A 24,545-nucleotide genomic window follows, 5' to 3' on the forward strand; every position below is an offset into this window, starting at 1 on the left:
TACTTGGTCGCTCATTTGCGACTTCCTTATGTTAACATCTTCGTTTTTCGATGTCAACTAAGTTTTTCAATTTCTTTCTTGTCGTTTTCTGCGTTTCCGCATCAGCGACGTTTATTAATTTACCATATACTAATCATTAACGTCAACACTTTTTAATAAAAAATTCTTTTTCTTACATAACGAATACATTCTTCTGCGTTAGCAACTCTTCGAAATAAACAAAAAATGATTTTATATCTTTCTTCCATCGCTTTTTTTACAACCTCATGAATACGCTCATCTTCAAAATCAAATAAAAGTTCCTCTAACTCTCTCTTCAATATGTATTCCATTTCTTTTTTCTCTTCTCTCGTCAACATAAGCCCAAGCAAATCATCACCTCACTCATTCCTTACAGAGCAATACAAGTTCCGTTCATTTTTACTTATCAAAAACAAATCATCAAAATCCTATCATTTATTATATCCACCACTTACGATATTAATCCCTTGTTCTCTTTTTTATATTTAAAGCATATATGTAACTGAAAAGGATTGGACAAAGGGGCGTAATATTATGTTTTTCTTTTTTATTACGAGCAAAAGAACTTTTAAACACATTAGCTTAATAGTGATACTTTCCTTATTTACAGCATGGCTACTCTTTTTAAAAACATATTCACATGAATCTGCTTTTTCAACTGCTACAGGTCCTAAGGTAATTTACAAAGGAGATACTGCTAAAAAACAAGTTGCGTTCACGTTTGATATTAGTTGGGGAGACAAAAAAGCGATTCCAATCCTTGAGACACTCAAAGAAAGAGAAATTAAGAATGCAACCTTCTTCCTTTCTGCTGCATGGGCCGAAAGACACCCCGATATCGTCGAACGTATCATGAAAGATGGACATGAAATCGGTAGTATGGGTTATAATTACACGTCTTACACTTCTCTAGAGCCGAATGAAATAAGAAGAGATCTTTTACGAGCCCAAGATGTTTTTACGAAACTTGGCGTAAAACAAGTCAAGCTATTGCGTCCACCTAGTGGTGAATTCAACAAAGCAACTCTTAAAATCGCAGAATCGCTCGGATACACTGTCGTTCATTGGAGTAATAATTCAAATGATTGGAAAAATCCAGGTGTAAATACTATCGTTTCCACTGTCTCTAATAATTTGAAGGGTGGAGATATTGTCTTATTACACGCATCTGATTCTGCTCTTCAAACAAATAAAGCTTTACCGCTACTTCTACAAAAGTTAAAGAGTGACGGATATCAACAAATATCCGTATCACAACTCATTTCCAACACAAGTACGAAAAGTGAAGATGTGAAGTAGTTTCTTTTCTGCTACCCTTTACACATAAATAGCTCTATTACCTTATCGAAAGGTAATAGAGCTATTTCCATCTCACTATTTCTCGTAGTATAACTATCGCTGCGTAAAAATTCAAAAGTACTTTTCAATTAAGCAGCTTTACTCGTTTTTCCGATTAAACGATGTAATATAAGTAACTGATATGCATTACATAATAAAAGTGGTATAACCATTAAATATAACCAATCTGTATCATTAATCCTTAGTGCTGGAACCCATTCAAGAATTGTTACAACAACCATAAAGAACAGGGCAGGCACAAATGCTTTTTTATTTGTTTCTTTACTTTTTATATAAGCAACAATCGCTCCAAACACAAATAATATTCCAGCAACAAGTATGTTATTCCCTAATGAAACTTCTCCATTTGCAATGAGTACAGATCTTAAATACACAAAATCGAATAAAACGAATGCAATAAAGAAGAGCTGGACTACATTCCATAAAGATGACGATCGGAACATACCTAGTCCAAAACGATGAATCGTTAAATAGGCAAAGAACCCCATTTGACTTATAACACTAAAAATAAACCCTACACCCATCAACCAGAAAGAAACTGCTAGAATCTCCCTTACGTCGAAATTTTGAAAAAATTTATCGTACTTGTCCCACTCCAAAACAAACCCAATAATAACCGTGCTGACTCCACCAAGAAACAACGTCGTTAAAAATAGTCGTACCCACTTGCGGCTATTCACAACACATCCCCCATTATCCTTATATTTCTAATTAAATTGTATCAATGACAATTTCAAAAAGCTAGCCATGTTCATGTATAAATTCCTTAAAGATATTTATATTAAAAAGAGAGAACTGTGTTGAAAGGAGTTCCAACTTATGAAACGGATACTACTCGTTTTCGTTTCTTCTTTTCTACTTATTGCACTTGTAGCATGTGCACAAGGAAAAGAAACGAAATCCGAATTAGATTACGATCAAACAAAGAAAATGATTGTTGATATTTTAAAAACTGATCAAGGTAAGAAGGCCATTCAAGATGTATTAACTGATGAAAAAATGAAACAAGCACTCATACTAGATGAAACAGTAGTAAAGAAAACGATTGAAGATGCAATGGTATCCGACAAAGGGCAGCAATTCTGGGAAAAGCTCTTTAAAGACCCTGAGTTCTCATCGAAATTCGCTAAAAGTATGGGGAAAGAACAAACAAATTTAATGAAAACCTTACTAAAAGACCCTGAATACCAAGCAGGCGTTATAGAGATCATGAAAAACCCTGAAGTAGAAAAAATGATGTTGCAAACAATGAAGAGTAAAGAATACCGTCAATATTTACAACAAGTACTAACAGAAACTACTGAAAGCCCACTCTTCCAAGCTAAGATGATTGATATTATTAGTAAAGGTGTGCAAAAGGCTGAAAAAGGTGGCCCTGATAAAAAAGATGCAGGTGGCGAAGGTGGCTCCCAAAGCGGGAGTAAGGAACAACAGTAAAAAATAATAACTATAATAGTGAGTGGACAATATATATCGTCCACTCACTATTATTTTATTTTTGCGCGACAGCTGTTTTATCAATTACTGTTTCAGCTATCGTGCGATAAATAATCCCCGTTGTATGCGTATCTTCATATACTGAAGGAGCGAAGTCTTCTTTATTCCAATCAGGTTGTTGAAGTGGAATGCGGCCTATTACATCTGTTTGTAATTCGGCAGCTAATTTATCTCCTCCACCTCTTCCAAATACATACTCCTTCTCACCAGTTACTTTACTTTCAAAATACGCCATATTTTCAACGACACCAAGAATACTGTGTTCAGTGCGCAAAGCCATCGCTCCAGCACGCGCTGCTACAAATGCCGCTGTTGGATGAGGCGTCGTTACTATAATCTCTTTACAAGCCGGCAACATGGAATGCAAGTCTAGCGCAACATCACCTGTACCTGGCGGTAAATCTAATACTAAGTAATCTAAATCACCCCATTCTACTTCTGTGAAGAAATGATTTAACATTTTCCCAAGCATAGGTCCTCTCCAAATAACCGGTGCATTATCTTCCACAAAGAATCCCATTGAGATTACTTTTACACCTAGACGCTCCACTGGGATTATTTTATCTCCTCTTACAATAGGACGTTTTTCTATCCCCATCATATCAGGTACACTAAAACCGTAAATATCCGCATCAATGATACCAACTTTTTTCCCTAGACGAGCTAAAGCAATGGCAAGGTTAACGGAGACTGTTGATTTTCCCACTCCACCTTTTCCACTCGCAACTGCTAAAAATGTCGTTTTTGAATTCGGTGACAATAAAGATTCAATTTGCTCTTCTTCTTGCGGTGGTACAAACTGAGCTAATTCCTCTTCTGTAAATTCTGCAAAACGAAGTCCAACTGTTGCTGCCCCAAGTTCCTTCACTAACTTTACGATGCCCGACTGCAACTGCATTTGTTCCGCAGTACCTGTTTTTACAATTGCAATTTTAACACTCACATGTTCCTTCTCCGGCTTGACTGTTACCTCTTTAATTGCATTTGTTTCTTTTAACGTTTTATGTAAAAACGGATCTACAATCCCTTCTAACGCTTCCACTACTTGCTCTTTCGTTACCATAATTAGCCCAGCCCCCTGTATGAAAAATAACGTAATGTTAATTGAATTTATCTCTCTTTATCCTTGAAATAAATGCGTTTACATTTTCAGTATAACATATTTTCCGAAAACTTCGTTAACGAGAGAAACTCAAAAAATCCCCCTTATTCTGGAGGATTTCCTTTTTCCGTGAAATAACGCAATATACCTCGATATACGGCAGCCGCTACCTTTTGCTGATATTTTTCCGAATTTAACATATACCTTTCGTTCACATTCGATAAAAATCCAGCTTCAATTAAAGCGCCTGGTGTTTTCGCATACTTTAATAAATACACATGAGAAATCGTTTTAGCAGAACGGTTCGTATTTTCTAAACTCGTTCTCAATTCAGCTTGTATAAACTTCGCAGCACGTTCATTTTCAGTTAAAGAACGATAGTAGAACGTTTGTGCTCCTTTAGAACCACTACTAGTTAATGCATTTAAATGAATACTTGCAAAGAAATCGACATCTGGCTTATTAATAATCTCCACACGTCTTCTTAAATCCTCTGCTTTACGTCTACTGTACGACTTTGTATCTTTGTTAGCTAAATCATAATCTCCTTCACGTGTCAAAATAACTAATGCACCTTGCTCTTGCAAATAATCTTGCACTTTTTTTGTAATTTCAAGAGTTATGTCTTTTTCTATAATATCCTTTCCACCAACAGCTCCTCCGTCTGGTCCACCATGCCCTGCGTCTAATACAATTACTTTCCCTGATAAGGGTAAATTCCACGCTCGCCACGATTTTGTAATTTGAAATTCTTGTTTGACTAAAAAAAACAAAACAACCGCAGCGAGCGCAAAAGAGATAATTCGAATTCTCTTCATACCTTTCCTCCTCCAGCTAGTCCCTCTAATTACTTATATGGGACAAGAGGAAAGTTTATGCTTGTCTTAATGTAGCTTTAAACGATATCTTCTTTCACCTTTTTCATATCCTTCCTGCCACCACAATCCGATAAACTGCTGACAAGATTCAAAAAGTAATTCCTCATCTTTTAACTTAATTTCTCGTAAAGTCATACTCGTTAAAAATTGAAATAGTGTTTCCGTTAATTGTTGCTCTTCTTCTAAAGCCCTATATTTCACATCAAAGAACGATTCGCCATAATAACCAAACTTACTGTATCTCGCTCCTAATAAATAAGATTCTATTCCTAGTTCAATACAGTAATCTTCATACTGACGATGAAGCTCTTGCATGTGAAAGGCATCACGAATATTTGAACGCAACGTTTTTAATGATAATTCTCGTAGCATCTTCCGCTCGTATTTTAATTGCTTTTCTTTTTGTTTTTCTTTTAAGCTGACAATGACATTCATAGTACTTATAAAACCTCCCTAATACGTATTAGTCTAAACTTCTAAAGAAGAAGCATACGCGGGACGGTAGCACTAAAATATTCCAAACTTCAAAAATAAATAAGAGGAATTAAATATAAAAAAACCCCAACCAAAATGGTTGAGGTTTGTAGTTCGCAAAAATTAACGTTTTGAGAACTGAGGTGCACGACGTGCGCCTTTAAGACCGTATTTTTTACGCTCTTTCATACGTGCGTCACGAGTTAATAGACCTGCACGTTTTAGTGTTAGACGGTATTCTGGATCAGCTTTTAATAAAGCGCGAGAAATACCGTGACGAATAGCACCAGCTTGACCAGTGTATCCACCACCATTTACGTTTACAAGTACATCGTAGTTACCTAAAGTTTCTGTTGCAACTAGAGGTTGTTTAACTACTTCACGTAATGCAGCAAATGGGATATAGTTTTCAAAATCACGACCGTTAATGATAACGCGTCCTTCGCCTGGAACTAGGCGTACGCGCGCTACTGAACTCTTACGACGTCCAGTGCCATAGTATTGAACCTGTGCCAAAGTAAGCCCTCCTTTAATTAATTATCCGCGAAGTTCGTAAACTTCTGGTTTTTGTGCTTGGTGTGGATGCTCTGCTCCAGCATACACGTTTAATTTCTTAGATACTTGACGTCCTAAACGTCCTTTTGGAAGCATCCCTTTAATTGCAAGCTCTAACATTTGTACAGGGTAGTTTGTACGCATTTCTAGAGCTGTTCTTTGCTTAAGTCCACCTGGGTGGTTAGTGTGACGGTAGTAAATTTTATCGTTTAATTTATTACCTGTTAAATGAATTTTCTCAGCGTTAATAATAATTACATGATCACCCGTGTCAACGTGTGGTGTAAATGTAGGTTTGTTTTTACCACGTAAAATGGATGCTACTTCAGTAGATAGGCGACCTAAAGTTTGACCTTCAGCATCAACCACATACCATTTACGCTCAACTTCGTTAGCTTTTGCCATAAAAGTCGTACGCATGTGTTTCCCTCCTCGTTATCTTTTCCATAGAAAAAATCTATTGTTTATCTTAAACACGATTTCCTTCCGGGGCTAATCGTGGTTTTAGAAACAATACCATATGTTATGATATACTTTTGAGTTTCTAATGTCAAGCAAATGTTACACCAGGATTAGTTGTTATAGTTTACTTGCCATAAGTAAAGTCCATGACCTGGAGCCATCTTTCCAGCAAACTGGCGATTTTGTTTTGCTAAAATCTCTGGAATGCTATCAGGATCAAGCTTTCCTTGCCCTACGTTAAGTAACGTACCAACAATAATTCTGACCATATTATATAAAAATCCATTACCTACAAAACGAAAAATTAATTCATCATCTTGCTCAATTAACTCGATTTCAAAAATTGTTCGCACTTTATCTTTTTTGTCAGTTTTTGCCGAACAAAAAGAAGTGAAATCATGCGTTCCAATAAAATAAGGAATCGCTTTTCTTATAGAGTTTATTTCAAGCGGATATGGATATTGATATACGTAATTTCTACGGAATACATCCGCAGTCTTTGATAATAATACACGATAACGATATTCTTTTCTCTCAACACCGTAACGTGCATGAAATTCTTCTGTTTTCTTCTCTACTTGCCTGATAACAATATCATCTGGCAACATTGTGTTTAAAGCATTACTCCATTGCCACTCTTCAAGAGACAAAGGTGTATCAAAGTGTATGACTTGTCCTTTCGCATGAACGGTAGAATCCGTTCTGCCTGATGCCTGAACACGAACAAGTTCACCCTTATGCAATTTCTGTAATGCCTTCTCTATTTCTTGTTGAACAGTACGATGCTGTGGTTGAATTTGGTAACCACAAAAATGCATGCCATCATATGCAACTGTACATTTTATTCTTTCCATCTTTCCGTTCTCCATTACAATCGCAACCATACTAAAATACAAGCTAGACAAAGTAAACTTATAATTGTTACTGTATCGCTCATTTTCCAGCGTAGTTGCCTAAATTTAGTTCGTCCTTCACCATTTCGATATCCACGTGCTTCCATCGCAATTGCTAAATCCTCAGCACGCTTAAAAGCACTAATAAAAAGTGGAACGAGTAGTGAAATAATTGCCTTCATCCTATCTTTTATCGGACCTCCAGCAAAATCAATACCACGTGACGCTTGTGCTTTCATAATTTTACTCGTTTCATCCATTAATGTCGGAATAAAACGAAGAGAAATAGACATCATTAATGCGATTTCATGAACAGGAACCTTTATACGCTTCAACGGCTTTAATAACGTCTCCAAACCATCTGTAATCTCAATAGGTGTCGTTGTTAACGTTAATAATGTCGTCATTAAAATAATAACAAAGAATCGTATAGAAATGTATATCCCTTGCTCTAATCCCTTTTCATGTATTGAAAACCAACCAAGCTGGAATAGTACATCCCCTTCTTTAGTTGTGAAGATATGCAGGAAAAATGTAAAAAGAAAAATCCATAAAATTGGTTTTAAGCCCGAAAGTACATAACGAATCGGCACTTTTGCAAAAAATAAAGCAATGAGTGCATATAAAAATAAAAATCCATATGAAATCGCATTATTTGCTAAGAAAACAACAAATACATATAAAAAGACAATCAACAGCTTCGTACGAGGATCAAGTTGATGAATGAGTGACTTACCTGGAATGTATCTCCCAATAATCAACTGCTGCATGATTCATGACCACCTTTTCGTAACACCTGTACAACTTCATGAGTAAGATCCTCTAAAGATAAGGTAGCCTTTGGAATTGAAATACCAAACTTCTCTTCAATTGCACGTTTATACTTTAAAGACATCGGAAGGTCCACACCAATTTGTTCTAGTTCATCAGCATGTGAAAATACTTCCTCTGCACTTCCTTGCAAAAAGACCGTTCCTTTATGCATGACCACAATTTGATCTGCATACTTAGCGGCATCCTCCATATTATGGGTAACAAGAATGACTGTAAGCCCCTGCTCCTTATGCAAACTATAAAACATCTCCATAAGCTCGTGCTGTCCTTTCGGATCAAGCCCCGCTGTAGGTTCATCTAATACAAGTACTTCGGGTTCCATCGCAAGTACGCCCGCTATTGCAACACGCCTCATTTGCCCACCGCTTAATTCAAACGGAGAACGTGCTAATAACTCTATATCCAATCCAACAAGCTGAATGGCATCTTTTGCCTTTTGCTTTGCCACTTCTTCAGATAAACCGAAATTAGTAGGCCCAAAACAAATATCTTTCTCCACTGTCTCTTCAAATAACTGATGTTCTGGGAACTGAAAGACAACCCCTACTTTTTTTCGTAGTGGCTTAAGCTTCTTCTCTTTCTTCCCTGCTGAAATTAAATGTTCACCAATTTGAACCGTACCATTTGTCGGCTGCAATAAACCATTTAAATGTTGAATCATCGTCGACTTACCTGAACCAGTATGACCGATAATGGCATAATAGCCTCCACTTGGAAACGACACGTCTACATCATAAAGCGCGCGTCTTTCAAATGGAGTTTTATATTGATAACGATGTTCTACTTTTTGGAATGTAATCTCCAAAGTTCGTTCACCAAACTTTCCATTGTAAGATGCGTATTTTGCAAAAGAATTTCACTTCTTTTTAATAATTCTGCTATTTTTACTGAAAAAGGTACATCTAACCCAATTTCTTGGAGCATATGAGAGGACTTGAAAATTTGCTTTGGGGTCCCTTCCTCTAATATTTCTCCCTTGTTTAAAATAATGACACGGTCTGACTGTGCCGCTTCTTCTAAATCGTGCGTAATTGATAATACGGTAATACCTTTTTGATTAACAAGCTGTCTAACCGTTTCTACTACTTCACGTCTCCCTTGAGGGTCTAACATTGACGTTGCTTCATCTAGTATTAAAATAGATGGCTGAAGTGCTAAAACACCTGCTATTGCAACTCGCTGCTTTTGCCCACCAGATAACGAATGGGGCTCATCATTAAGAAAATCTTCCATACGGACAAGTCGCAGGGCTTGTTCTAATCTTTCTACCATCTGTTCCCTTGGCATTCCGATATTTTCTAAGCCAAATACAACGTCATCTTGTACTGTCGTTCCAACAAATTGATTATCTGGATTTTGAAATACCATTCCAATTTGTTTTCGAACATCCCATACCGTTTCTTCTGATAAAACCATTGTATCATTTACAGTAATTGTCCCTGATTCCGGCAAAAACAAACCATTCAATAATTTTGCAAGTGTAGATTTACCTGAACCATTTTGTCCGATAACAGATACCCATTCTCCTTCATATAAGGAAAACGAAACATCTTTTAATGCATACGAGGCTGCCCCAGGATATTGAAATGATACATTTTCTGTCCGAAGTTTCTCTTTTTTCAATACAAGGCACCCTTTCCTTCGCCAAGTTAGCCTTTTTTATATTTAAAAAAAAAGGGCCATGACCAGTTACTTGAAAAGAACTGTCCTGCCCTTTTAATTATCATTATACTAACTCGATAATTACCATTGGTGCTGCGTCTCCGCGACGTGGACCAATTTTTGCAATACGAGTGTATCCGCCTTGGCGCTCAGCATAGCGTGGAGCTACATCAGCGAATAATTTTTGAAGTGCATCTTGACCAGTCTCAGCGTTAGCAACTTCATTGCGAATGAAAGCTGCTGCTTGACGACGAGCGTGAAGATCTCCGCGTTTACCTAAAGTGATCATTTTTTCCACTACAGAACGAAGTTCTTTTGCACGAGTTTCTGTCGTTTGGATGCGCTCGTTGATAATTAAATCAGTAGCTAAATCACGTAACATAGCTTTACGTTGCGCACTTGTACGGCCTAATTTTCTGTATGCCATTCGTAGTTCCCTCCTTTGTTGATGGGTTTAAATCCTCAGTCGTCTTTACGTAAACCTAAACCTAATTCCTCAAGTTTATGTTTAACTTCTTCTAAGGATTTACGTCCTAAGTTACGAACTTTCATCATATCTTCTTCTGTTTTGTTCGCAAGCTCTTGTACAGTATTAATTCCTGCACGTTTTAGGCAATTATAAGAACGAACAGAAAGATCTAGTTCTTCGATAGTCATCTCAAGAACTTTCTCTTTTTGATCTTCTTCCTTCTCGACCATAATCTCAGCATTTTGTGCTTCATCAGTTAAACCAACAAAGATATTTAAATGCTCAGTTAAGATTTTGGCCCCTAAAGAGATAGCTTCTTTTGGCCCGATGCTTCCATCCGTCCATACATCAAGCGTAAGCTTATCATAATTAGCCACTTGTCCGACACGTGTCTTTTCCACTTGGTAAGTTACACGTGATACTGGAGTATAAATAGAATCAATAGGAATTACTCCTATTGGTTGATCTTCGCTTTTATTTGCATCAGCTGGCGTATACCCACGGCCACGCTTTGCAGTTAAACGCACGCGGAAATGCGCATCCTTTGCTAACGTTGCAATGTGTAAATCTGGATTTAAGATTTCTACATCACTATCGTGAGTAATATCAGCAGCTGTGACAATACCTTCGCCCTGCACATCAATTTCCAACGTCTTCTCTTCTTCAGAGTAGATTTTAAGAGCTAACTTTTTCAAGTTTAAGATGATCGTCGTAACGTCTTCTACTACGCCCTCAACTGTTGAAAATTCATGTAATACGCCATCGATTTGGATAGCAGTAACAGCGGCACCAGGGAGTGAGGATAAAAGAATACGACGTAAGGAGTTACCCAAAGTAGTACCATATCCACGCTCAAGCGGTTCAATTACGAATTTACCATATTTAGCATCTTCGTTAAGTTCAACCGTTTCGATTTTCGGCTTTTCGATTTCAATCATTAACTAAACCCTCCTTCAAAACGTCGAAACCCCGGTTAAACAAAGGTATACCCCTTTGATTAACCGAAAGTCCCCCTTAGGCAGTTCCCGATTGTGCACAACAAGCGATGTTTCTGTACGAAATTTCTCGATAATGCATCATATCCATTATAGACAAAAGGGAAAATTCTATACAGAAAAATTACACACGACGACGTTTTGGTGGACGACATCCATTATGAGGAACTGGAGTAACATCTCTAATTGCTGTTACTTCTAGACCTGCAGCTTGAAGAGCACGAATTGCAGCTTCACGACCAGCACCAGGACCTTTAACAGTAACCTCTAAAGTTTTTAAACCGTGCTCCATTGCAACTTTAGCAGCAGCTTCAGCAGCCATTTGCGCAGCGAATGGAGTAGACTTACGAGATCCACGGAAACCAAGTGCACCAGCACTAGACCAAGAAAGTGCGTTACCATGAGTATCTGTAAGTGTTACGATTGTGTTGTTGAAAGTAGAACGAATATGAGCTATACCAGCTTCAATATTCTTTTTCACACGTTTTTTACGAGTGTTTGTTTTACGTGCCATTGTTAGTTCAACCTCCTTTACTTATTATTTCTTTTTATTTGCTACTGTACGACGTGGACCTTTACGTGTACGAGCATTGTTTTTAGAGTTTTGACCACGAACTGGTAAACCACGACGGTGACGAAGACCACGGTAAGAACCGATCTCCATTAGACGTTTAATGTTAAGAGATACTTCACGACGAAGGTCTCCCTCAACTTTAATGCTATCGATAACATCACGGATACGTCCTAGTTCGTCTTCCGTTAAATCACGAACTCGTGTTTCTGAAGAAATACCAGCTTCAGTAAGAATTTTTTCAGCAGTTGTGCGACCAATGCCGAATACGTAAGTTAAAGAAATAACAACGCGTTTGTCTCGAGGAATATCTACACCTGCGATACGTGCCATTCTGAATGCACCTCCTTCTGATTAACCTTGTTTTTGTTTATGTTTAGGGTTTTCACAAATAACCATTACTTTTCCACGTCTACGAATAACTTTACATTTTTCGCAGATTGGTTTAACTGACGGTCTTACTTTCATGTCTCGAACCTCCTTAAAGATTACGGAGTGCTATATTATTTAAAACGGTACGTAATACGACCACGATTTAAATCGTACGGAGATAATTCTACCGTAACTTTGTCTCCTGGTAAAATACGAATGAAGTTCATACGGATTTTACCAGAAACGTGAGCCAATACGACATGCCCATTCTCTAATTCTACTTTGAACATAGCATTTGGCAACGTTTCAAGAACGGTACCTTCGACTTCAATTACATCATCTTTAGCCATTCAATAGTTCTCCCTTCTTCAAATCAGTAACATTTTACACTGCTCTGAAATTCCGGAGAGCCAGCTACTTATAAAGTGGTAAGGATTTCGTATCCTGCTTCTGTAAGAGCAATCGTGTGCTCAAAATGGGCACACCATTTACCATCTACCGTTACCACTGTCCAGTCATCAGATAGTGTTTTTACATATCGTCTTCCTTGATTCACCATCGGCTCAACACAGATGACCATTCCCGGCTTTAATCTAGGGCCTCTATTTGGAGGACCATAGTGCGGGATTTGAGGGTCCTCATGTAAGTCTTGCCCGATTCCGTGACCAACATACTCCCTAACGATCGAGAATCCGTTCTCTTCAGCATGGGTTTGAACCGCATGTGAGATATTTGATAATCTTTCGCCTGGTTTTACTTGTTCTAAACCAAGATACAACGATTTTTCTGTGACATCAAGTAGCTTTTGAACAGATTCAGAAATGTTTCCAACTGGATACGTCCATGCAGAATCTCCATGGTACCCATTGTATTTCGCACCAATATCGATACTGATGATATCGCCCTCTTCGAGCTTTCGCTTCCCTGGAATTCCGTGTACAAGCTCTTCATTTACAGAAGCACATATGCTCCCCGGAAATCCGTTGTATCCTTTAAAAGATGGCGTAGCACCATATTTTTGAATCGTCTTTTCCGCTATTTGATCGAGCTCTTTCGTTGTAATTCCTGGAGTAATATGCTGTTTCAACTCTTGATGAGTTAAAGCAACGATCCTGCCAGCTTCTCGCATGATTTCTATCTCGCGAGGAGTTTTGCAGATGATCATTACGCTAAGCCTCCGATGAGAACATCGATATCAGCAAATACTTTATTGATGTCTTGCTCACCATTAATGCTTTGCAAGTAACCAAGCTCCTCATAGAAATCAAGCAAAGGTTTTGTTTGCTTAATATTTACATCTAAACGATTTGCTACAGTTTCTTCATTGTCATCAGAGCGTTGATATAAATCGCCACCACATTTATCGCACACATCAGCGTTTGCTGGTGGATTGAATTCTAAGTGGTAAGTCGCACCGCACTCTTTACAAATGCGACGGCCTGTAAGGCGTTTTAATAACAACCCTGAATCCACATTAATGTTTAAAACATAGTCGATTTTTTTGCCAAGATCTTTCATAATCTCTTCAAGAGCTGATGCTTGTGCAACAGTTCGTGGGAAACCATCTAATAAGAATCCTTTTACACAGTCTTCTTGACTTAAACGTTCACGAACGATTCCGATTGTAACTTCATCTGGAACAAGAGCACCTTTATCAATAAAAGATTTTGCTTGTAAACCCATTTCAGTTTCAGCCTTCATAGCTGCACGGAACATATCTCCTGTTGAGATGTGAGGGATGTTATACTTGGCAACAATCTGTTCGGCTTGTGTACCTTTACCAGCACCAGGAAGCCCCATTAAAATTAAGTTCATCCTTGTTCCCCCTCAGTACATGAGCATGTAGGGAAGACAAGCCTTCCCACTTACTCATTGCTTGATAAACCCTTTGTAATGGCGTTTTACCAGTTGGCTTTCTAGCTGCTTCATTGTTTCTAAAGCAACGCCGACAACGATTAACATACTCGTTCCACCGATCTGTGCAGATGGAGGAAGATTTCCCAATTTCGTAAAGATAACTGGTAAGATTGCAATCGCTGCTAGGAAAATTGATCCTACAAAGGTCAAACGATACAAGATTTTTGTTAAATATTGTTCCGTATTCTTACCCGGACGAATACCTGGAACATATCCACCTTGCTTATTTAGATTCTCTGACATTTGCTCTGGATTAACCTGAACAAATGCATAGAAATATGTGAAGGCTACAATGAGCGCAACATATATGATCATTCCCACTGGGTGAGAATAGTTAAAGTTTGCAATAATCCACTGCGATACATCATGTTTCGGGAAGAACTGTGCAATAGTTGGAGGTGTAATTAAGAATGAAACAGCAAAAATGACTGGAATAACACCCGCACTATTTACCTTAAGTGGTAAATGAGTGTTTTGTGCTCCAGCATGATTCCCATTCGCTCCTGTTACACGCTTCGCATATTGAATTGGGATCTTTCTAACAGCCTGTTGAATGAAAATGACACCAACAATAACCGCTAGCACAGCTAGTAAGATCAATACAACTTTAACGATACTCATGAACAATTGATCTCCGATATTTTGAAACTGTTGTTGATACACTTGAGATATAACACTTGGGATCGCTGCGGCAATACCACCAAAGATAAGGATGGAAATACCATTACCTACACCTTTAGCTGTAATCTGTTCACCTAACCACATTAAAAATGCAGTACCAGCAGTCAGTACCGTAGCAATGTATAAATAAGTGCTCCAACCAGGATTCAAAATTAATTGCCCACCTACCATACCGTTAAAACCGATTGACATACCAAACCCCTGAATAAACGCAAGAACAATTGTAAAGTAACGAGTGAATTGCGTTAGTTTACGACGGCCCATTTCACCTTGCTTCGACCATTCCGAAAATTTAGGAACAACATCCATCTGCAATAATTGCACGATGATGGATGCTGTAATATACGGCATGATTCCCATCGCGAAGATGGAGAAGTTTTTCAAGGCGCCACCGCCAAATGTATTTAGGATACCTAAGGCATTTAATTGATCTTGTGCTTTCAGTACGTCTCCATTTGTAAATGGCACTGGGATAAACGTGCCAATCCTGAATACGATTAACATCGCTAAAGTGAATAATATTTTACGTCTTATCTCAGCAACGCGCATAAAGTTGGAGATTGTACGAAACATTAGATCACCTCAACTGATCCGCCAGCTGCTTCAATTGCTTCTTTAGCACTTGAAGAGAACTTGTGCGCTTTAACAGTTAATTTTTTCTCTACTGCTCCGCTTGCAAGAATTTTAACACCGTCGTTTAACTTGCTGATAACGCCAGTTTCCAGCAATAATTCAGGTGTTACTTCTGTACCATCTTCAAAACGATTTAACGTTGATAAGTTTACAATAGTAAACTCTTTACGGTTAATGTTTGTGAAGCCGCGTTTTGGTAAACGACGGAATAATGGAGTTTGACCACCTTCGAAGCCAAGACGAACACCGCCACCAGAACGTGCGTTTTGTCCTTTATGACCTTTACCAGCAGTTTTACCGTTACCAGAACCGATACCACGACCGACACGGTTACGTACTTTACGAGAACCTTCTGCAGGTTTTAATTCATGAAGTTTCATTCCCAGGCACCTCCTTATATTAATGAGTTATCCTTAAGCTTCTTTTACAGTTATAAGGTGAGAAACTTTGTTGATCATACCAAGAATAGCAGGAGTTTCTTCCTTAACTACAGTTGAATTCAACTTTTTAAGACCTAAAGCTTCTACCGTCGCACGTTGATCTTGTGGACGACCAATTACACTACGAGTGAGGGTAATTTCTAACTTTTTCGCCATTTGTTTTCCCTCCTTAACCTAGTAGCTCTTCTACAGATTTACCGCGTAATTTTGCAACATCTTCAGCGCGCTTAAGTTCGCTTAATCCGTTCACAGTAGCGCGAATCATGTTGATTGGTGTGTTAGAACCAAGAGATTTCGAAAGAATATCTTGTACACCAGCTAATTCAAGTACCGCACGAACAGGTCCACCAGCAATAACACCAGTACCTTCAGCAGCAGGTTTTAAGAATACTTCACCAGCTCCAAAATGACCGTTGATTGTGTGTGGAATTGTTGTACCAACTAATGGTACAGCGATTAAGTTTTTCTTAGCGTCTTCGATAGCTTTGCGAATTGCGTCTGGTACCTCTTGTGCTTTACCAGTACCGAATCCAACATGACCGTTTTTATCGCCAACTACAACTAGTGCAGCAAAGCGGAAACGACGACCACCCTTAACAACTTTCGCGACACGATTTATCGTAACTACACGTTCTTCAAGTTCTAATTTACTTGGGTCAATGCGATGCATCAATTTTCCCTCCTTTGACCATTAAAATTGTAATCCAGCCTCACGAGCAGCTTCAGCTAGAGCTTTAACACGGCCATGGTATAAGTAACCACCGCGATCGAATACTACTTCTTTAACGCCTTTCTCTACAGCACGCTTAGCAACTGATTCTCCAACTTTCGTAGCAGCTTCAGTATTGCTAGTACCGTTAAGAGCAAGGTCTTTATCAAGAGTAGATGCACTTACTAACGTTACACCATTCACATCATCAATAACTTGAGCGTAAATATGTTGGTTAGAACGGAACACGTTTAAACGTGGACGTTCTGCAGTACCAGTAAGTTTAGCACGTACACGTGCATGTCTTTTCTTACGAGTCGCATTTTTATCAGCTTTAGTGATCATTCTTGTCACTCCTTTCTCTCACCTAACGGGTTTACTTAGCAGTTTTACCTTCTTTACGACGAACAACTTCGCCTTCGTAACGAATACCTTTACCTTTATATGGCTCAGGAGCACGTACAGCACGGATGTTAGCAGCAAATTCGCCAACACGTTGCTTGTCGATACCTTTAATTACGATTTTAGTTGGTGCAGGTACTTCAACTTCGATACCTGCTTCCGGAGTCATTTCTACTGGATGAGAATAACCTACGCTTAATACAAGTTTATCTCCTTGTTTTTGAGCACGGTAACCAACACCGACTAATTCAAGTCCGCGTGCGAAACCTGTAGTTACACCTTCAACCATGTTTCCGATTAAAGCACGAGTTGTACCGTGTAATGCACGGTGTTCCTTCTGTTCAGATGGACGCTCAACTGTTAGTGTATTTTCTTCAATTTTGATAGACATATCAGCATTGAATTTACGAGTTAATTCACCTTTAGGGCCTTTTACTGTTACAGTATTGTCTTCTGCAATTGTAATAGTAACACCTGCAGGGATTTCAAGAATCTTTTTACCAATACGAGACATGTGGTCACACCTCCGTTCGTTTTAAATATATATTACCAAACGTATGCTACTACTTCTCCACCAGTTTGTAATTGACGAGCATCTTTGTCTGTCATTACTCCCTTAGATGTAGAAACAAGAGCGATACCTAATCCGTTAAGTACACGTGGTACTTCATCAGCTTTAGCGTAAACGCGTAAGCCAGGTTTACTGATACGTTTTAATCCAGTGATTACACGTTCATTGTTTGCACCATATTTCAGGAAAATACGAAGGATACCTTGTTTGTTATCCTCGATGTATTCTACATCACGAATGAAACCTTCACGTTTTAAAAGTTCAGCGATCTCTTTTTTGATTTTAGAAGCAGGAACCTCTAATTTCTCATGACGTACCATGTTCGCATTACGGATGCGAGTAAGCATGTCTGCAATTGGATCTGTCATCACCATGTGTTTTACCTCCTTCCCATTTGTGGGTTTTACCAACTAGCTTTTTTAACACCAGGAATTTGACCTTTATATGCAAGTTCACGGAAACAAATACGGCAAAGTTTAAATTTGCGGTATACAGAATGCGGACGACCGCAGCGTTCGCAACGTGTATACTCTTGTACTTTAAACTTAGGAGTACGCTTTTGTTTCGCTATCATAGATTTTTTAGCCACGTTTTCGCCTCCTCTACTTAGCGTTGGCTTCCATTATTTTTGGAATGGCATACCGAATTGTGTTAAAAGTTCACGAGCTTCTTCATCAGTTTTCGCTGTAGTAACGATTACGATGTCCATACCGCGGACTTTGCTTACTTTATCATAATCGATCTCAGGGAAGATAAGTTGCTCTTTAACACCTAATGTGTAGTTCCCACGACCATCGAATGATTTCTTAGAAACACCACGGAAATCACGTACACGTGGTAAAGAAACTGACACTAATTTGTCGAAGAACTCATACATTTGCTCGCCGCGTAAAGTTACTTTCGCACCGATTGGCATACCTTCACGAAGACGGAAACCAGCGATTGATTTTTTAGCACGAGTTACAACAGGTTTTTGACCTGCGATTTGTGTTAATTCTTCTACTGCATTGTCTAAAGCTTTTGAGTTAGATACCGCGTCACCAACACCAGTGTTGATTACGATCTTTTCGATTTTCGGTACTTCCATCACAGATTTATAGTTAAACTTGCTCACTAGAGCAGGAGTAATTTCCTTTTGGAACTTCTCTTTAAGGCGATTCAATGAAGTGACCTCCTTTCTTAAGAAAATTATTTATCTAATAATTCACCAGATTTTTTTGCAATACGAACTTTTTTACCATCTTCTACTTTGAAGCCTACACGAGTAGGTTCACCTGTTTTCGGATCTAAAATCATAACGTTAGAAACGTGAATAGGTGCTTCTTTAGTAATAATTCCACCTTGTGGATTTAATTGAGATGGCTTAGAGTGCTTCTTAACGATATTGACACCCTCAACGATAACACGGTTTTGCTTTGGGAAAGCCACAAGGATAACGCCTTGTTTTCCTTTGTCTTTACCAGTGATTACCTGTACTTTATCACCTTTTTTTACATGCATCTTAATTCTGCACCTCCTTAGCAAGGCAATACCTTAAATTATAGAACTTCTGGAGCTAAAGAAACGATCTTCATGAAGTTGCTATCACGTAATTCACGAGCTACTGGTCCGAAGATACGAGTACCACGTGGGCTCTTATCGTCTTTAATGATAACCGCTGCGTTTTCATCAAATTTGATGTAAGAACCGTCCGGACGACGAGCTCCGCTCTTCGTACGTACTACTACTGCTTTAACAACGTCACCTTTTTTAACAACGCCACCTGGTGTTGCTTGTTTTACCGTAGCAACGATAATATCACCAATGTTAGCATATTTACGACCAGAGCCGCCTAATACTTTAATTGTTAAAAGTTCACGTGCACCAGAGTTGTCAGCAACTTTCAAACGAGATTCTTGTTGGATCATGTTATGAAACCTCCCTTCGGACTAAAAATTCCGATTCGTCTATTTAGATAATAACCGCTTCTTCAACGATTTCAACTAAACGGAAACGCTTAGTAGCAGAAAGCGGGCGAGTTTCCATGATTTTAACGATATCGCCAAGTTTCGCTTGGTTTTGCTCATCATGGGCTTTGTACTTCTTAGAATACTTAACACGTTTTCCGTACAAGGAATGAGTTTTGTAAGTTTCAACTAAAACTGTAATCGTTTTGTCCATTTTGTCAGACACTACACGACCAGTATAAACTTTGCGTTGGTTACGTTCGCTCACTATGCAAACCTCCCCTCAATTTATCGATTAATTCCGATCTCTCTTTCACGAACTACAGTTTTCATACGAGCAATTGCTTTACGCACTTCACGAATGCGAGTTGGATTCTCTAATTGTCCTGTAGCAAGTTGGAAGCGAAGATTAAACAACTCTTCCTTTAAAGCTTTAACTTTTGTTTCGATTTCGGCAGTGGTTAATTCACGAATATCATTAGTTTTCATTAGATTCACCACCATTTTCTTCACGTTTTACGAATTTACATTTCACAGGTAACTTGTGAGCTGCAAGACGTAATGCTTCGCGTGCTACCTCTTCAGATACACCCGCGATTTCGAACATAATTTTCCCAGGTTTTACTACTGCTACCCAGCCTTCTGGTGCCCCTTTACCGGAACCCATACGTACTTCTAGAGGTTTTGCAGTGTAAGGCTTAGAAGGGAAAATTTTAATCCATACTTTACCGCCACGTTTCATGTAACGAGTCATTGCACGACGAGCAGCTTCGATTTGACGGTTTGTAATCCATGAAGCAGCTTGTGCTTGTAAACCGAATTCACCGAAAGCAATTTCAGTTCCACCTTTTGCACGACCACGCATTTTACCACGATGCTCTCTACGATATTTTACGCGTTTTGGCATTAACATATTATTTTCCTCCTTCCTCAGAAGCTTTCTTTTTTGTAGGAAGGACTTCTCCACGGTAGATCCATACTTTTACGCCTAATTTACCGTATGTTGTATCAGCTTCAACTGCTGCATAGTCAATATCAGCGCGAAGTGTATGAAGTGGAACAGTTCCTTCACTGTAAGATTCTGCACGAGCGATATCAGCTCCGCCAAGACGACCAGAAACCTGTGTTTTAATACCTTTAGCACCTGCACGCATAGCACGTTGAATAACTTGCTTTTGTGCACGACGGAATGATACACGGTTTTCTAATTGACGAGCGATGTTTTCGCCTACTAATTTAGCGTTAAGATCAGCTCTCTTAACTTCTAAAATGTTGATGTGTACACGCTTGCCTGTTAATTGGTTAAGAGCTTTACGAAGTGCTTCAACTTCAGTACCACCTTTACCAATTACCATACCAGGTTTTGCAGTGTGAATTGTAACATTTACACGATTTGCTGCACGTTCGATTTCTACTTTAGCAACAGCAGAATCTTTTAAGCGTACAGTAATGTACTCACGGATTTTGATGTCTTCATGTAATAATGTAGCGTAATCTTTCTCAGCGAACCAACGAGATTCCCAGTCACGGATAACACCGACACGAAGACCAATTGGATTAACCTTTTGACCCATCGATTATCCCTCCTTCTTTTCTGATACCACAACTGTGATGTGGCTTGTGCGTTTGTTAATTTGGCTTGCACGACCCATTGCACGTGGACGGAAACGTTTCAACGTTGGACCTTCGTCAACGAAAACTTTTTCAACAACTAGGTTGTTAATATCCATCTCATAATTGTGCTCTGCATTTGCGATTGCAGATTTTAAAACTTTTTCTACAACTGGAGAAGCAGTTTTTGGTGTGTGGTTAAGGATAGCAATCGCTTCACCCACTTGCTTACCTCGGATTAAGTCTACTACTAAACGAACTTTACGAGGAGCAATACGAACTGTTCTCGCTACTGCTTTAGCTTGCATTGAAGTGCCTCCTCTCATTATCTTCTAGTTTTCTTATCGTCAGCAAGGTGACCTTTATACGTACGAGTTGGTGCGAATTCACCTAACTTATGGCCAACCATATCCTCAGTGATGTACACAGGTACGTGTTTACGACCATCATATACAGCGATTGTGTGTCCGATGAACTGAGGGAAGATTGTTGAACGGCGAGACCAAGTTTTAACAACTTGTTTTTGCTCAGATGCAACTAATTTTTCCATTTTGCTCATTAAGTGATCATCGACAAATGGTCCTTTTTTTAAGCTACGAGCCATTTTGGTGCCTCCCTTCGTGATTGGCGTACGGTTCTAGAAATGAACCGTACTACAATCCCATTATTTTTTACGACGACGAACGATAAATTTATCAGACGCTTTATTTTTCTTACGAGTCTTGAATCCAAGAGTTGGTTTACCCCATGGAGACATTGGAGACTTACGTCCGATTGGAGAACGTCCTTCACCACCACCGTGTGGGTGATCAACCGGGTTCATTACAGAACCACGAACTGTTGGGCGTTTACCTAACCAGCGAGAGCGACCTGCTTTACCGATTTTGATAAGTTCGTGTTGTTCGTTACCAACTTGACCGATTGAAGCGCGACAAGCAGATAATACAAGACGTACTTCACCAGAAGTTAAACGTACAAGTACGTATTTACCTTCTTTACCAAGTACTTGAGCAGATGTACCAGCAGAACGAACTAATTGTCCGCCACGACCAGGCTTAAGCTCGATGTTATGAACAACAGTACCTACTGGAATGTTGATTAATGGTAATGCGTTACCGATTTTAATGTCAGCTTCTGGGCCAGACATAACTTCCATACCTACTTCTAAAGATTTAGGAGCAAGAATGTAACGTTTTTCACCGTCAACGTAGTTAATTAATGCGATATTCGCAGAGCGGTTTGGATCGTATTCGATCGTAGCAACGCGTCCTGGAATTCCATCTTTGTTACGCTTAAAGTCGATGATACGGTATTGACGCTTATGTCCGCCACCTTGATGACGTACAGTAATTTTACCTTGGTTATTACGACCCGCCTTCTTGCTTAAAGGAGCAAGTAATGACTTTTCGGGTCTGTCAGTCGTGATTTCAGCGAAATCATTCGTAGTCATATTACGACGACCGTTAGTAGTTGGATTATACTTTTTAATTCCCATCTCAATTTCCCTCCTTCTTTAGTAAGAATTAAACGCCTTGGAAGATTTCGATTTCTTTGCTGTCAGCAGTTAGCTTAACGATTGCTTTACGACGACGGCTAGTAAAACCAGCGTGACGACCAACGCGTTTTGCTTTCGGCTTGTAGTTCATGATGTTCACTTTTTCTACTTTAACACCAAAGATCGCTTCAAGAGCATCTTTAACTTCTGTTTTATTAGATTTAACGTCCACATCGAACGTGTATTTTTTTTCAGCCATCATTTCCATAGAACGTTCAGTGATAACTGGGCGCTTAATGATATCACGAGGATCTCTCATTATGCAAGCACCTCCTCTACTTTTTCCACTGCCGCTTTTGTCATGATTAGCTTATCATGATGAAGCACGTCTAAAACGTTTACGCCATCAGCAGTGATTACTGTTACTCCAGGGATATTGCGAGCAGATAACTCTACAGATTCGTTTGCATCAGCAGTTACGATAAGAGCTTTCTTCTCAACAGTTAATCCTTTAAGTACTGCTAGCATATCTTTTGTTTTTGGTGCATTTAACACTAGGTCTTCAAGAACTACAATGTTGTTCTCAACTACTTTAGTAGCTAATGCAGATTTGATTGCTAAACGACGAACTTTCTTAGGAAGTTTGTACGCATAGCTTCTTGGTGTAGGTCCGAATACCGTACCACCACCACGCCATTGAGGAGAGCGGATAGACCCTTGACGAGCACGTCCAGTTCCTTTTTGACGCCATGGTTTACGACCACCACCGCGAACTTCAGAACGAGTTTTTACTTTGTGTGTACCTTGACGTAAAGATGCACGTTGCATCATTACAGCTTCGAAAAGTACAGCTTCATTTGGTTCGATACCGAAAATAGCTTCAGCTAATTCGATTTCACCAACCTGTGAACCAGTTTGGTTATATACAGTAACTTTTGGCATTGGAATTCCTCCTTCCTATTGTGAATTATTTGCTAACCTTCACAGCGCCTTGAACAACTACAAGAGATTTCTTAGCACCTGGAACGTTACCTTTTACTAGTAATAAGTTGCGCTCAGTGTCAACTTGAACGATTTCTAAGTTTTGGATAGTAACTTGGTCTCCACCCATACGTCCAGCAAGTTTTTTGCCTTTGAATACACGGTTCGGAGCAACTGGGCCCATTGAACCTGGACGACGGTGATAGCGAGAACCATGAGACATAGGTCCGCGAGATTGTCCGTGGCGTTTGATAACACCTTGGAAACCTTTACCTTTAGAAATTCCTGTTACGTCAACGATTTCACCTGCAGCGAAAACTTCAACTTTTACCTCTTGACCAACCTCTAATCCGTCCACGTCTGCATCGCGGATTTCGCGAATGAAGCGCTTAGGAGTTGTAGATGCTTTAGCAGTGTGGCCTTGTTCAGGTTTGTTAGTTAACTTTTCACGTTTATCTTCAAATCCTAACTGGATTGCATTGTAGCCATCAGTTTCAGTTGTTTTCTTTTGAAGAACAACGTTTGGATTAGCAGCGATAACTGTTACTGGGATTAACTCACCGTTCTCAGCAAATACTTGAGTCATACCGATCTTTCTTCCTAAGATTCCTTTGGTCATGAGTTACACCTCCTACATTTTTAAGTTATATAATTTATAGTTTGATTTCGATATCTACACCAGACGGTAAGTCTAAACGCATTAATGAATCTACTGTTTGTGGAGTAGGACTCACGATATCGATTAAACGTTTGTGTGTGCGCATTTCGAATTGCTCACGAGAATCTTTGTACTTATGAACAGCACGAAGAATTGTGTAAATAGTCTTCTCAGTTGGTAATGGGATCGGACCAGAAACTGTTGCCCCAGAACGCTTAGCTGTTTCTACAATTTTCTCAGCTGATTGATCAAGAATACGGTGATCATAAGCTTTTAAACGGATACGAATTTTTTCTTTTGCCATTATTTTCCCTCCTTCGTTCGCCTATTTCTAAAATAGACCTTCTCCATGGAAAT

General features: G+C 39.1%; 43 protein-coding genes. 2 read left to right on the forward strand and 41 right to left on the reverse strand.

Going from position 1 to position 24,545, the window contains the following annotated elements; all coding sequences use genetic code 11:
• Nucleotides 1-152: 152 nt before the first annotated feature.
• Nucleotides 153-371 carry a hypothetical protein gene (locus tag JDS81_RS25990; RefSeq protein WP_097954577.1) on the reverse strand — a complete coding sequence of 73 codons (219 nt, stop codon included), beginning with the start codon at nucleotides 369-371 and terminating at the stop codon, nucleotides 153-155.
• A gap of 184 nt (nucleotides 372-555) precedes the next feature.
• Here JDS81_RS25990 and pdaB point away from each other — a divergent pair, with 184 nt between their 5' ends.
• Nucleotides 556-1,320, forward strand: coding sequence for a polysaccharide deacetylase family sporulation protein PdaB (pdaB, locus tag JDS81_RS25995; protein WP_000464721.1), 765 nt, complete (start codon nucleotides 556-558; stop codon nucleotides 1,318-1,320).
• A gap of 128 nt (nucleotides 1,321-1,448) precedes the next feature.
• Here pdaB and kbaA read toward each other — a convergent pair whose 3' ends face one another.
• Nucleotides 1,449-2,060, reverse strand: coding sequence for a KinB signaling pathway activation protein KbaA (kbaA, locus tag JDS81_RS26000; RefSeq protein ID WP_097954578.1), 612 nt, complete (start codon nucleotides 2,058-2,060; stop codon nucleotides 1,449-1,451).
• A 139-nt stretch (nucleotides 2,061-2,199) separates the two neighbouring features.
• Between kbaA and gerD the strand changes: the two genes are divergently transcribed.
• Nucleotides 2,200-2,817 carry a spore germination lipoprotein GerD gene (gene gerD, locus JDS81_RS26005; protein ID WP_097954579.1) on the forward strand — a complete coding sequence of 206 codons (618 nt, stop codon included), beginning with the start codon at nucleotides 2,200-2,202 and terminating at the stop codon, nucleotides 2,815-2,817.
• A 55-nt stretch (nucleotides 2,818-2,872) separates the two neighbouring features.
• On the opposite strand, the gene JDS81_RS26010 is transcribed toward gerD, so the two are convergent.
• From JDS81_RS26010 to rpsJ, 39 genes are all read right to left on the reverse strand, one after another.
• On the reverse strand, nucleotides 2,873-3,940 hold the full coding sequence (locus JDS81_RS26010) for an Mrp/NBP35 family ATP-binding protein (protein ID WP_000256618.1): 1,068 nt from the start codon (nucleotides 3,938-3,940) through the stop codon (nucleotides 2,873-2,875).
• Between the two features lie 143 nt (nucleotides 3,941-4,083).
• Nucleotides 4,084-4,797, reverse strand: coding sequence for an N-acetylmuramoyl-L-alanine amidase CwlD (gene cwlD / locus JDS81_RS26015; protein ID WP_000822443.1), 714 nt, complete (start codon nucleotides 4,795-4,797; stop codon nucleotides 4,084-4,086).
• 66 nt (nucleotides 4,798-4,863) lie between these two features.
• A complete protein-coding gene (locus JDS81_RS26020; RefSeq protein ID WP_097954580.1) occupies nucleotides 4,864-5,292 on the reverse strand; it encodes a DUF2521 family protein in 429 nt (142 codons plus the stop codon).
• A 162-nt stretch (nucleotides 5,293-5,454) separates the two neighbouring features.
• Nucleotides 5,455-5,847, reverse strand: coding sequence for a 30S ribosomal protein S9 (gene rpsI, locus JDS81_RS26025; protein ID WP_000079986.1), 393 nt, complete (start codon nucleotides 5,845-5,847; stop codon nucleotides 5,455-5,457).
• Between the two features lie 21 nt (nucleotides 5,848-5,868).
• Nucleotides 5,869-6,306, reverse strand: coding sequence for a 50S ribosomal protein L13 (rplM, locus tag JDS81_RS26030; protein WP_001260795.1), 438 nt, complete (start codon nucleotides 6,304-6,306; stop codon nucleotides 5,869-5,871).
• Nucleotides 6,307-6,458: 152 nt separating this feature from the next.
• Entirely contained in the window at nucleotides 6,459-7,202 is a 744-nt protein-coding gene (gene truA / locus JDS81_RS26035; RefSeq protein WP_000439681.1) for a tRNA pseudouridine(38-40) synthase TruA, read from the reverse strand.
• 14 nt (nucleotides 7,203-7,216) lie between these two features.
• Nucleotides 7,217-8,011 (reverse strand): energy-coupling factor transporter transmembrane component T family protein, encoded by a 795-nt coding sequence (locus tag JDS81_RS26040; protein ID WP_001186520.1) that lies wholly within the window; start codon nucleotides 8,009-8,011, stop codon nucleotides 7,217-7,219.
• Nucleotides 7,999-8,880 (reverse strand): energy-coupling factor ABC transporter ATP-binding protein, encoded by an 882-nt coding sequence (locus tag JDS81_RS26045; RefSeq protein ID WP_000406524.1) that lies wholly within the window; start codon nucleotides 8,878-8,880, stop codon nucleotides 7,999-8,001. Before JDS81_RS26045 ends, JDS81_RS26040 begins: the two co-directional genes overlap by 13 nt.
• On the reverse strand, nucleotides 8,856-9,698 hold the full coding sequence (locus tag JDS81_RS26050) for an energy-coupling factor ABC transporter ATP-binding protein (RefSeq protein ID WP_000711788.1): 843 nt from the start codon (nucleotides 9,696-9,698) through the stop codon (nucleotides 8,856-8,858). The genes JDS81_RS26045 and JDS81_RS26050 overlap by 25 nt, the downstream gene beginning before the upstream one ends.
• Nucleotides 9,699-9,801: 103 nt before the next feature.
• Nucleotides 9,802-10,164 carry a 50S ribosomal protein L17 gene (gene rplQ / locus JDS81_RS26055; RefSeq protein WP_000331490.1) on the reverse strand — a complete coding sequence of 121 codons (363 nt, stop codon included), beginning with the start codon at nucleotides 10,162-10,164 and terminating at the stop codon, nucleotides 9,802-9,804.
• Nucleotides 10,165-10,199: 35 nt separating this feature from the next.
• Nucleotides 10,200-11,144 (reverse strand): DNA-directed RNA polymerase subunit alpha, encoded by a 945-nt coding sequence (locus JDS81_RS26060; protein WP_000569643.1) that lies wholly within the window; start codon nucleotides 11,142-11,144, stop codon nucleotides 10,200-10,202.
• A gap of 181 nt (nucleotides 11,145-11,325) precedes the next feature.
• A complete protein-coding gene (gene rpsK, locus JDS81_RS26065) occupies nucleotides 11,326-11,715 on the reverse strand; it encodes a 30S ribosomal protein S11 (RefSeq protein WP_000101797.1) in 390 nt (129 codons plus the stop codon).
• 24 nt (nucleotides 11,716-11,739) lie between these two features.
• A complete protein-coding gene (gene rpsM / locus JDS81_RS26070) occupies nucleotides 11,740-12,105 on the reverse strand; it encodes a 30S ribosomal protein S13 (RefSeq protein WP_000090793.1) in 366 nt (121 codons plus the stop codon).
• A gap of 21 nt (nucleotides 12,106-12,126) precedes the next feature.
• The gene (gene rpmJ, locus JDS81_RS26075) at nucleotides 12,127-12,240 is read right to left on the reverse strand and encodes a 50S ribosomal protein L36 (RefSeq protein WP_000868344.1); all 114 of its coding nucleotides are present in this window, start codon (nucleotides 12,238-12,240) and stop codon (nucleotides 12,127-12,129) included.
• Between the two features lie 35 nt (nucleotides 12,241-12,275).
• Entirely contained in the window at nucleotides 12,276-12,494 is a 219-nt protein-coding gene (gene infA / locus JDS81_RS26080; RefSeq protein ID WP_001029884.1) for a translation initiation factor IF-1, read from the reverse strand.
• Nucleotides 12,495-12,562: 68 nt separating this feature from the next.
• Nucleotides 12,563-13,309 (reverse strand): type I methionyl aminopeptidase, encoded by a 747-nt coding sequence (gene map, locus JDS81_RS26085; RefSeq protein ID WP_000582534.1) that lies wholly within the window; start codon nucleotides 13,307-13,309, stop codon nucleotides 12,563-12,565.
• Nucleotides 13,309-13,959, reverse strand: coding sequence for an adenylate kinase (locus JDS81_RS26090; RefSeq protein ID WP_001048990.1), 651 nt, complete (start codon nucleotides 13,957-13,959; stop codon nucleotides 13,309-13,311). The genes map and JDS81_RS26090 overlap by 1 nt, the downstream gene beginning before the upstream one ends.
• 54 nt (nucleotides 13,960-14,013) lie before the next feature.
• Nucleotides 14,014-15,315 carry a preprotein translocase subunit SecY gene (gene secY / locus JDS81_RS26095; RefSeq protein ID WP_000490120.1) on the reverse strand — a complete coding sequence of 434 codons (1,302 nt, stop codon included), beginning with the start codon at nucleotides 15,313-15,315 and terminating at the stop codon, nucleotides 14,014-14,016.
• Entirely contained in the window at nucleotides 15,315-15,755 is a 441-nt protein-coding gene (gene rplO, locus JDS81_RS26100) for a 50S ribosomal protein L15 (protein WP_000766083.1), read from the reverse strand. Before rplO ends, secY begins: the two co-directional genes overlap by 1 nt.
• A gap of 33 nt (nucleotides 15,756-15,788) precedes the next feature.
• Nucleotides 15,789-15,971, reverse strand: a complete 183-nt coding sequence (rpmD, locus tag JDS81_RS26105; RefSeq protein WP_001085231.1) for a 50S ribosomal protein L30 — start codon at nucleotides 15,969-15,971, stop codon at nucleotides 15,789-15,791.
• Nucleotides 15,972-15,984: 13 nt separating this feature from the next.
• Nucleotides 15,985-16,485 (reverse strand): 30S ribosomal protein S5, encoded by a 501-nt coding sequence (gene rpsE, locus JDS81_RS26110; protein ID WP_000554646.1) that lies wholly within the window; start codon nucleotides 16,483-16,485, stop codon nucleotides 15,985-15,987.
• A 21-nt stretch (nucleotides 16,486-16,506) separates the two neighbouring features.
• On the reverse strand, nucleotides 16,507-16,869 hold the full coding sequence (gene rplR / locus JDS81_RS26115) for a 50S ribosomal protein L18 (RefSeq protein WP_000628818.1): 363 nt from the start codon (nucleotides 16,867-16,869) through the stop codon (nucleotides 16,507-16,509).
• 31 nt (nucleotides 16,870-16,900) lie between these two features.
• Entirely contained in the window at nucleotides 16,901-17,440 is a 540-nt protein-coding gene (gene rplF / locus JDS81_RS26120) for a 50S ribosomal protein L6 (protein WP_000086552.1), read from the reverse strand.
• 32 nt (nucleotides 17,441-17,472) lie between these two features.
• The gene (rpsH, locus tag JDS81_RS26125; RefSeq protein ID WP_000245511.1) at nucleotides 17,473-17,871 is read right to left on the reverse strand and encodes a 30S ribosomal protein S8; all 399 of its coding nucleotides are present in this window, start codon (nucleotides 17,869-17,871) and stop codon (nucleotides 17,473-17,475) included.
• Nucleotides 17,872-17,900: 29 nt separating this feature from the next.
• Nucleotides 17,901-18,086: a 30S ribosomal protein S14 gene (gene rpsN / locus JDS81_RS26130; RefSeq protein ID WP_001085700.1), complete on the reverse strand. Its 186-nt coding sequence runs from the start codon at nucleotides 18,084-18,086 to the stop codon at nucleotides 17,901-17,903.
• A 33-nt stretch (nucleotides 18,087-18,119) separates the two neighbouring features.
• Nucleotides 18,120-18,659: a 50S ribosomal protein L5 gene (rplE, locus tag JDS81_RS26135; RefSeq protein ID WP_001080829.1), complete on the reverse strand. Its 540-nt coding sequence runs from the start codon at nucleotides 18,657-18,659 to the stop codon at nucleotides 18,120-18,122.
• Nucleotides 18,660-18,685: 26 nt separating this feature from the next.
• Nucleotides 18,686-18,997, reverse strand: coding sequence for a 50S ribosomal protein L24 (gene rplX, locus JDS81_RS26140; RefSeq protein ID WP_000558200.1), 312 nt, complete (start codon nucleotides 18,995-18,997; stop codon nucleotides 18,686-18,688).
• A gap of 38 nt (nucleotides 18,998-19,035) precedes the next feature.
• Nucleotides 19,036-19,404 carry a 50S ribosomal protein L14 gene (gene rplN / locus JDS81_RS26145; RefSeq protein ID WP_000615912.1) on the reverse strand — a complete coding sequence of 123 codons (369 nt, stop codon included), beginning with the start codon at nucleotides 19,402-19,404 and terminating at the stop codon, nucleotides 19,036-19,038.
• Between the two features lie 43 nt (nucleotides 19,405-19,447).
• Nucleotides 19,448-19,711: a 30S ribosomal protein S17 gene (rpsQ, locus tag JDS81_RS26150; protein WP_000004106.1), complete on the reverse strand. Its 264-nt coding sequence runs from the start codon at nucleotides 19,709-19,711 to the stop codon at nucleotides 19,448-19,450.
• 20 nt (nucleotides 19,712-19,731) lie between these two features.
• Nucleotides 19,732-19,932 carry a 50S ribosomal protein L29 gene (rpmC, locus tag JDS81_RS26155; RefSeq protein WP_000855718.1) on the reverse strand — a complete coding sequence of 67 codons (201 nt, stop codon included), beginning with the start codon at nucleotides 19,930-19,932 and terminating at the stop codon, nucleotides 19,732-19,734.
• Nucleotides 19,922-20,356 carry a 50S ribosomal protein L16 gene (rplP, locus tag JDS81_RS26160; protein ID WP_000928969.1) on the reverse strand — a complete coding sequence of 145 codons (435 nt, stop codon included), beginning with the start codon at nucleotides 20,354-20,356 and terminating at the stop codon, nucleotides 19,922-19,924. The genes rpmC and rplP overlap by 11 nt, the downstream gene beginning before the upstream one ends.
• Before the next feature lies 1 nt (nucleotide 20,357).
• Nucleotides 20,358-21,017 (reverse strand): 30S ribosomal protein S3, encoded by a 660-nt coding sequence (rpsC, locus tag JDS81_RS26165; protein ID WP_000529958.1) that lies wholly within the window; start codon nucleotides 21,015-21,017, stop codon nucleotides 20,358-20,360.
• A 3-nt stretch (nucleotides 21,018-21,020) separates the two neighbouring features.
• On the reverse strand, nucleotides 21,021-21,362 hold the full coding sequence (rplV, locus tag JDS81_RS26170) for a 50S ribosomal protein L22 (RefSeq protein ID WP_001148024.1): 342 nt from the start codon (nucleotides 21,360-21,362) through the stop codon (nucleotides 21,021-21,023).
• 17 nt (nucleotides 21,363-21,379) lie between these two features.
• Nucleotides 21,380-21,658, reverse strand: coding sequence for a 30S ribosomal protein S19 (rpsS, locus tag JDS81_RS26175; protein WP_000124454.1), 279 nt, complete (start codon nucleotides 21,656-21,658; stop codon nucleotides 21,380-21,382).
• Nucleotides 21,659-21,718: 60 nt separating this feature from the next.
• Nucleotides 21,719-22,549, reverse strand: coding sequence for a 50S ribosomal protein L2 (gene rplB / locus JDS81_RS26180; RefSeq protein WP_000511583.1), 831 nt, complete (start codon nucleotides 22,547-22,549; stop codon nucleotides 21,719-21,721).
• A 28-nt stretch (nucleotides 22,550-22,577) separates the two neighbouring features.
• Nucleotides 22,578-22,868: a 50S ribosomal protein L23 gene (gene rplW, locus JDS81_RS26185; protein ID WP_001205558.1), complete on the reverse strand. Its 291-nt coding sequence runs from the start codon at nucleotides 22,866-22,868 to the stop codon at nucleotides 22,578-22,580.
• Nucleotides 22,868-23,491 (reverse strand): 50S ribosomal protein L4, encoded by a 624-nt coding sequence (gene rplD, locus JDS81_RS26190; protein WP_001127258.1) that lies wholly within the window; start codon nucleotides 23,489-23,491, stop codon nucleotides 22,868-22,870. Before rplD ends, rplW begins: the two co-directional genes overlap by 1 nt.
• Nucleotides 23,492-23,516: 25 nt before the next feature.
• Nucleotides 23,517-24,149 carry a 50S ribosomal protein L3 gene (gene rplC / locus JDS81_RS26195; RefSeq protein WP_000160209.1) on the reverse strand — a complete coding sequence of 211 codons (633 nt, stop codon included), beginning with the start codon at nucleotides 24,147-24,149 and terminating at the stop codon, nucleotides 23,517-23,519.
• A gap of 34 nt (nucleotides 24,150-24,183) precedes the next feature.
• The gene (rpsJ, locus tag JDS81_RS26200) at nucleotides 24,184-24,492 is read right to left on the reverse strand and encodes a 30S ribosomal protein S10 (protein ID WP_001040595.1); all 309 of its coding nucleotides are present in this window, start codon (nucleotides 24,490-24,492) and stop codon (nucleotides 24,184-24,186) included.
• Nucleotides 24,493-24,545: the final 53 nt, after the last annotated feature.

The organism is Bacillus cereus group sp. N31, from assembly GCF_016483245.1.
GTDB lineage: Bacteria > Bacillota > Bacilli > Bacillales > Bacillaceae_G > Bacillus_A > Bacillus_A toyonensis.

Excerpts from the sequence above, each read along its gene's own strand:
- pdaB (WP_000464721.1), top strand. The coding sequence starts at position 556 with ATGTTTTTCTTTTTTATTACGAGCAAAAGAACTTTTAAACACATTAGC.
- gerD (WP_097954579.1), top strand. The coding sequence starts at position 2,200 with ATGAAACGGATACTACTCGTTTTCGTTTCTTCTTTTCTACTTATTGCA.
- JDS81_RS26010 (WP_000256618.1), bottom strand. The coding sequence starts at position 3,940 with ATGGTAACGAAAGAGCAAGTAGTGGAAGCGTTAGAAGGGATTGTAGAT.
- cwlD (WP_000822443.1), bottom strand. The coding sequence starts at position 4,797 with ATGAAGAGAATTCGAATTATCTCTTTTGCGCTCGCTGCGGTTGTTTTG.
- JDS81_RS26020 (WP_097954580.1), bottom strand. The coding sequence starts at position 5,292 with ATGAATGTCATTGTCAGCTTAAAAGAAAAACAAAAAGAAAAGCAATTA.
- rplM (WP_001260795.1), bottom strand. The coding sequence starts at position 6,306 with ATGCGTACGACTTTTATGGCAAAAGCTAACGAAGTTGAGCGTAAATGG.
- truA (WP_000439681.1), bottom strand. The coding sequence starts at position 7,202 with ATGGAAAGAATAAAATGTACAGTTGCATATGATGGCATGCATTTTTGT.
- JDS81_RS26040 (WP_001186520.1), bottom strand. The coding sequence starts at position 8,011 with ATGCAGCAGTTGATTATTGGGAGATACATTCCAGGTAAGTCACTCATT.
- rplQ (WP_000331490.1), bottom strand. The coding sequence starts at position 10,164 with ATGGCATACAGAAAATTAGGCCGTACAAGTGCGCAACGTAAAGCTATG.
- JDS81_RS26060 (WP_000569643.1), bottom strand. The coding sequence starts at position 11,144 with ATGATTGAAATCGAAAAGCCGAAAATCGAAACGGTTGAACTTAACGAA.
- rpsK (WP_000101797.1), bottom strand. The coding sequence starts at position 11,715 with ATGGCACGTAAAACAAACACTCGTAAAAAACGTGTGAAAAAGAATATT.
- rpsM (WP_000090793.1), bottom strand. The coding sequence starts at position 12,105 with ATGGCACGTATCGCAGGTGTAGATATTCCTCGAGACAAACGCGTTGTT.
- rpmJ (WP_000868344.1), bottom strand. The coding sequence starts at position 12,240 with ATGAAAGTAAGACCGTCAGTTAAACCAATCTGCGAAAAATGTAAAGTT.
- infA (WP_001029884.1), bottom strand. The coding sequence starts at position 12,494 with ATGGCTAAAGATGATGTAATTGAAGTCGAAGGTACCGTTCTTGAAACG.
- map (WP_000582534.1), bottom strand. The coding sequence starts at position 13,309 with ATGATCATCTGCAAAACTCCTCGCGAGATAGAAATCATGCGAGAAGCT.
- JDS81_RS26090 (WP_001048990.1), bottom strand. The coding sequence starts at position 13,959 with ATGAACTTAATTTTAATGGGGCTTCCTGGTGCTGGTAAAGGTACACAA.
- secY (WP_000490120.1), bottom strand. The coding sequence starts at position 15,315 with ATGTTTCGTACAATCTCCAACTTTATGCGCGTTGCTGAGATAAGACGT.
- rplO (WP_000766083.1), bottom strand. The coding sequence starts at position 15,755 with ATGAAACTTCATGAATTAAAACCTGCAGAAGGTTCTCGTAAAGTACGT.
- rpmD (WP_001085231.1), bottom strand. The coding sequence starts at position 15,971 with ATGGCGAAAAAGTTAGAAATTACCCTCACTCGTAGTGTAATTGGTCGT.
- rpsE (WP_000554646.1), bottom strand. The coding sequence starts at position 16,485 with ATGCATCGCATTGACCCAAGTAAATTAGAACTTGAAGAACGTGTAGTT.
- rplR (WP_000628818.1), bottom strand. The coding sequence starts at position 16,869 with ATGATCACTAAAGCTGATAAAAATGCGACTCGTAAGAAAAGACATGCA.
- rplF (WP_000086552.1), bottom strand. The coding sequence starts at position 17,440 with ATGTCTCGTATTGGTAAAAAGATTCTTGAAATCCCTGCAGGTGTTACT.
- rpsH (WP_000245511.1), bottom strand. The coding sequence starts at position 17,871 with ATGGTGATGACAGATCCAATTGCAGACATGCTTACTCGCATCCGTAAT.
- rplX (WP_000558200.1), bottom strand. The coding sequence starts at position 18,997 with ATGCATGTAAAAAAAGGTGATAAAGTACAGGTAATCACTGGTAAAGAC.
- rplN (WP_000615912.1), bottom strand. The coding sequence starts at position 19,404 with ATGATCCAACAAGAATCTCGTTTGAAAGTTGCTGACAACTCTGGTGCA.
- rpmC (WP_000855718.1), bottom strand. The coding sequence starts at position 19,932 with ATGAAAACTAATGATATTCGTGAATTAACCACTGCCGAAATCGAAACA.
- rplP (WP_000928969.1), bottom strand. The coding sequence starts at position 20,356 with ATGTTAATGCCAAAACGCGTAAAATATCGTAGAGAGCATCGTGGTAAA.
- rpsC (WP_000529958.1), bottom strand. The coding sequence starts at position 21,017 with ATGGGTCAAAAGGTTAATCCAATTGGTCTTCGTGTCGGTGTTATCCGT.
- rplV (WP_001148024.1), bottom strand. The coding sequence starts at position 21,362 with ATGCAAGCTAAAGCAGTAGCGAGAACAGTTCGTATTGCTCCTCGTAAA.
- rpsS (WP_000124454.1), bottom strand. The coding sequence starts at position 21,658 with ATGGCTCGTAGCTTAAAAAAAGGACCATTTGTCGATGATCACTTAATG.
- rplB (WP_000511583.1), bottom strand. The coding sequence starts at position 22,549 with ATGGGAATTAAAAAGTATAATCCAACTACTAACGGTCGTCGTAATATG.
- rplW (WP_001205558.1), bottom strand. The coding sequence starts at position 22,868 with ATGAGAGATCCTCGTGATATCATTAAGCGCCCAGTTATCACTGAACGT.
- rplD (WP_001127258.1), bottom strand. The coding sequence starts at position 23,491 with ATGCCAAAAGTTACTGTATATAACCAAACTGGTTCACAGGTTGGTGAA.
- rplC (WP_000160209.1), bottom strand. The coding sequence starts at position 24,149 with ATGACCAAAGGAATCTTAGGAAGAAAGATCGGTATGACTCAAGTATTT.
- rpsJ (WP_001040595.1), bottom strand. The coding sequence starts at position 24,492 with ATGGCAAAAGAAAAAATTCGTATCCGTTTAAAAGCTTATGATCACCGT.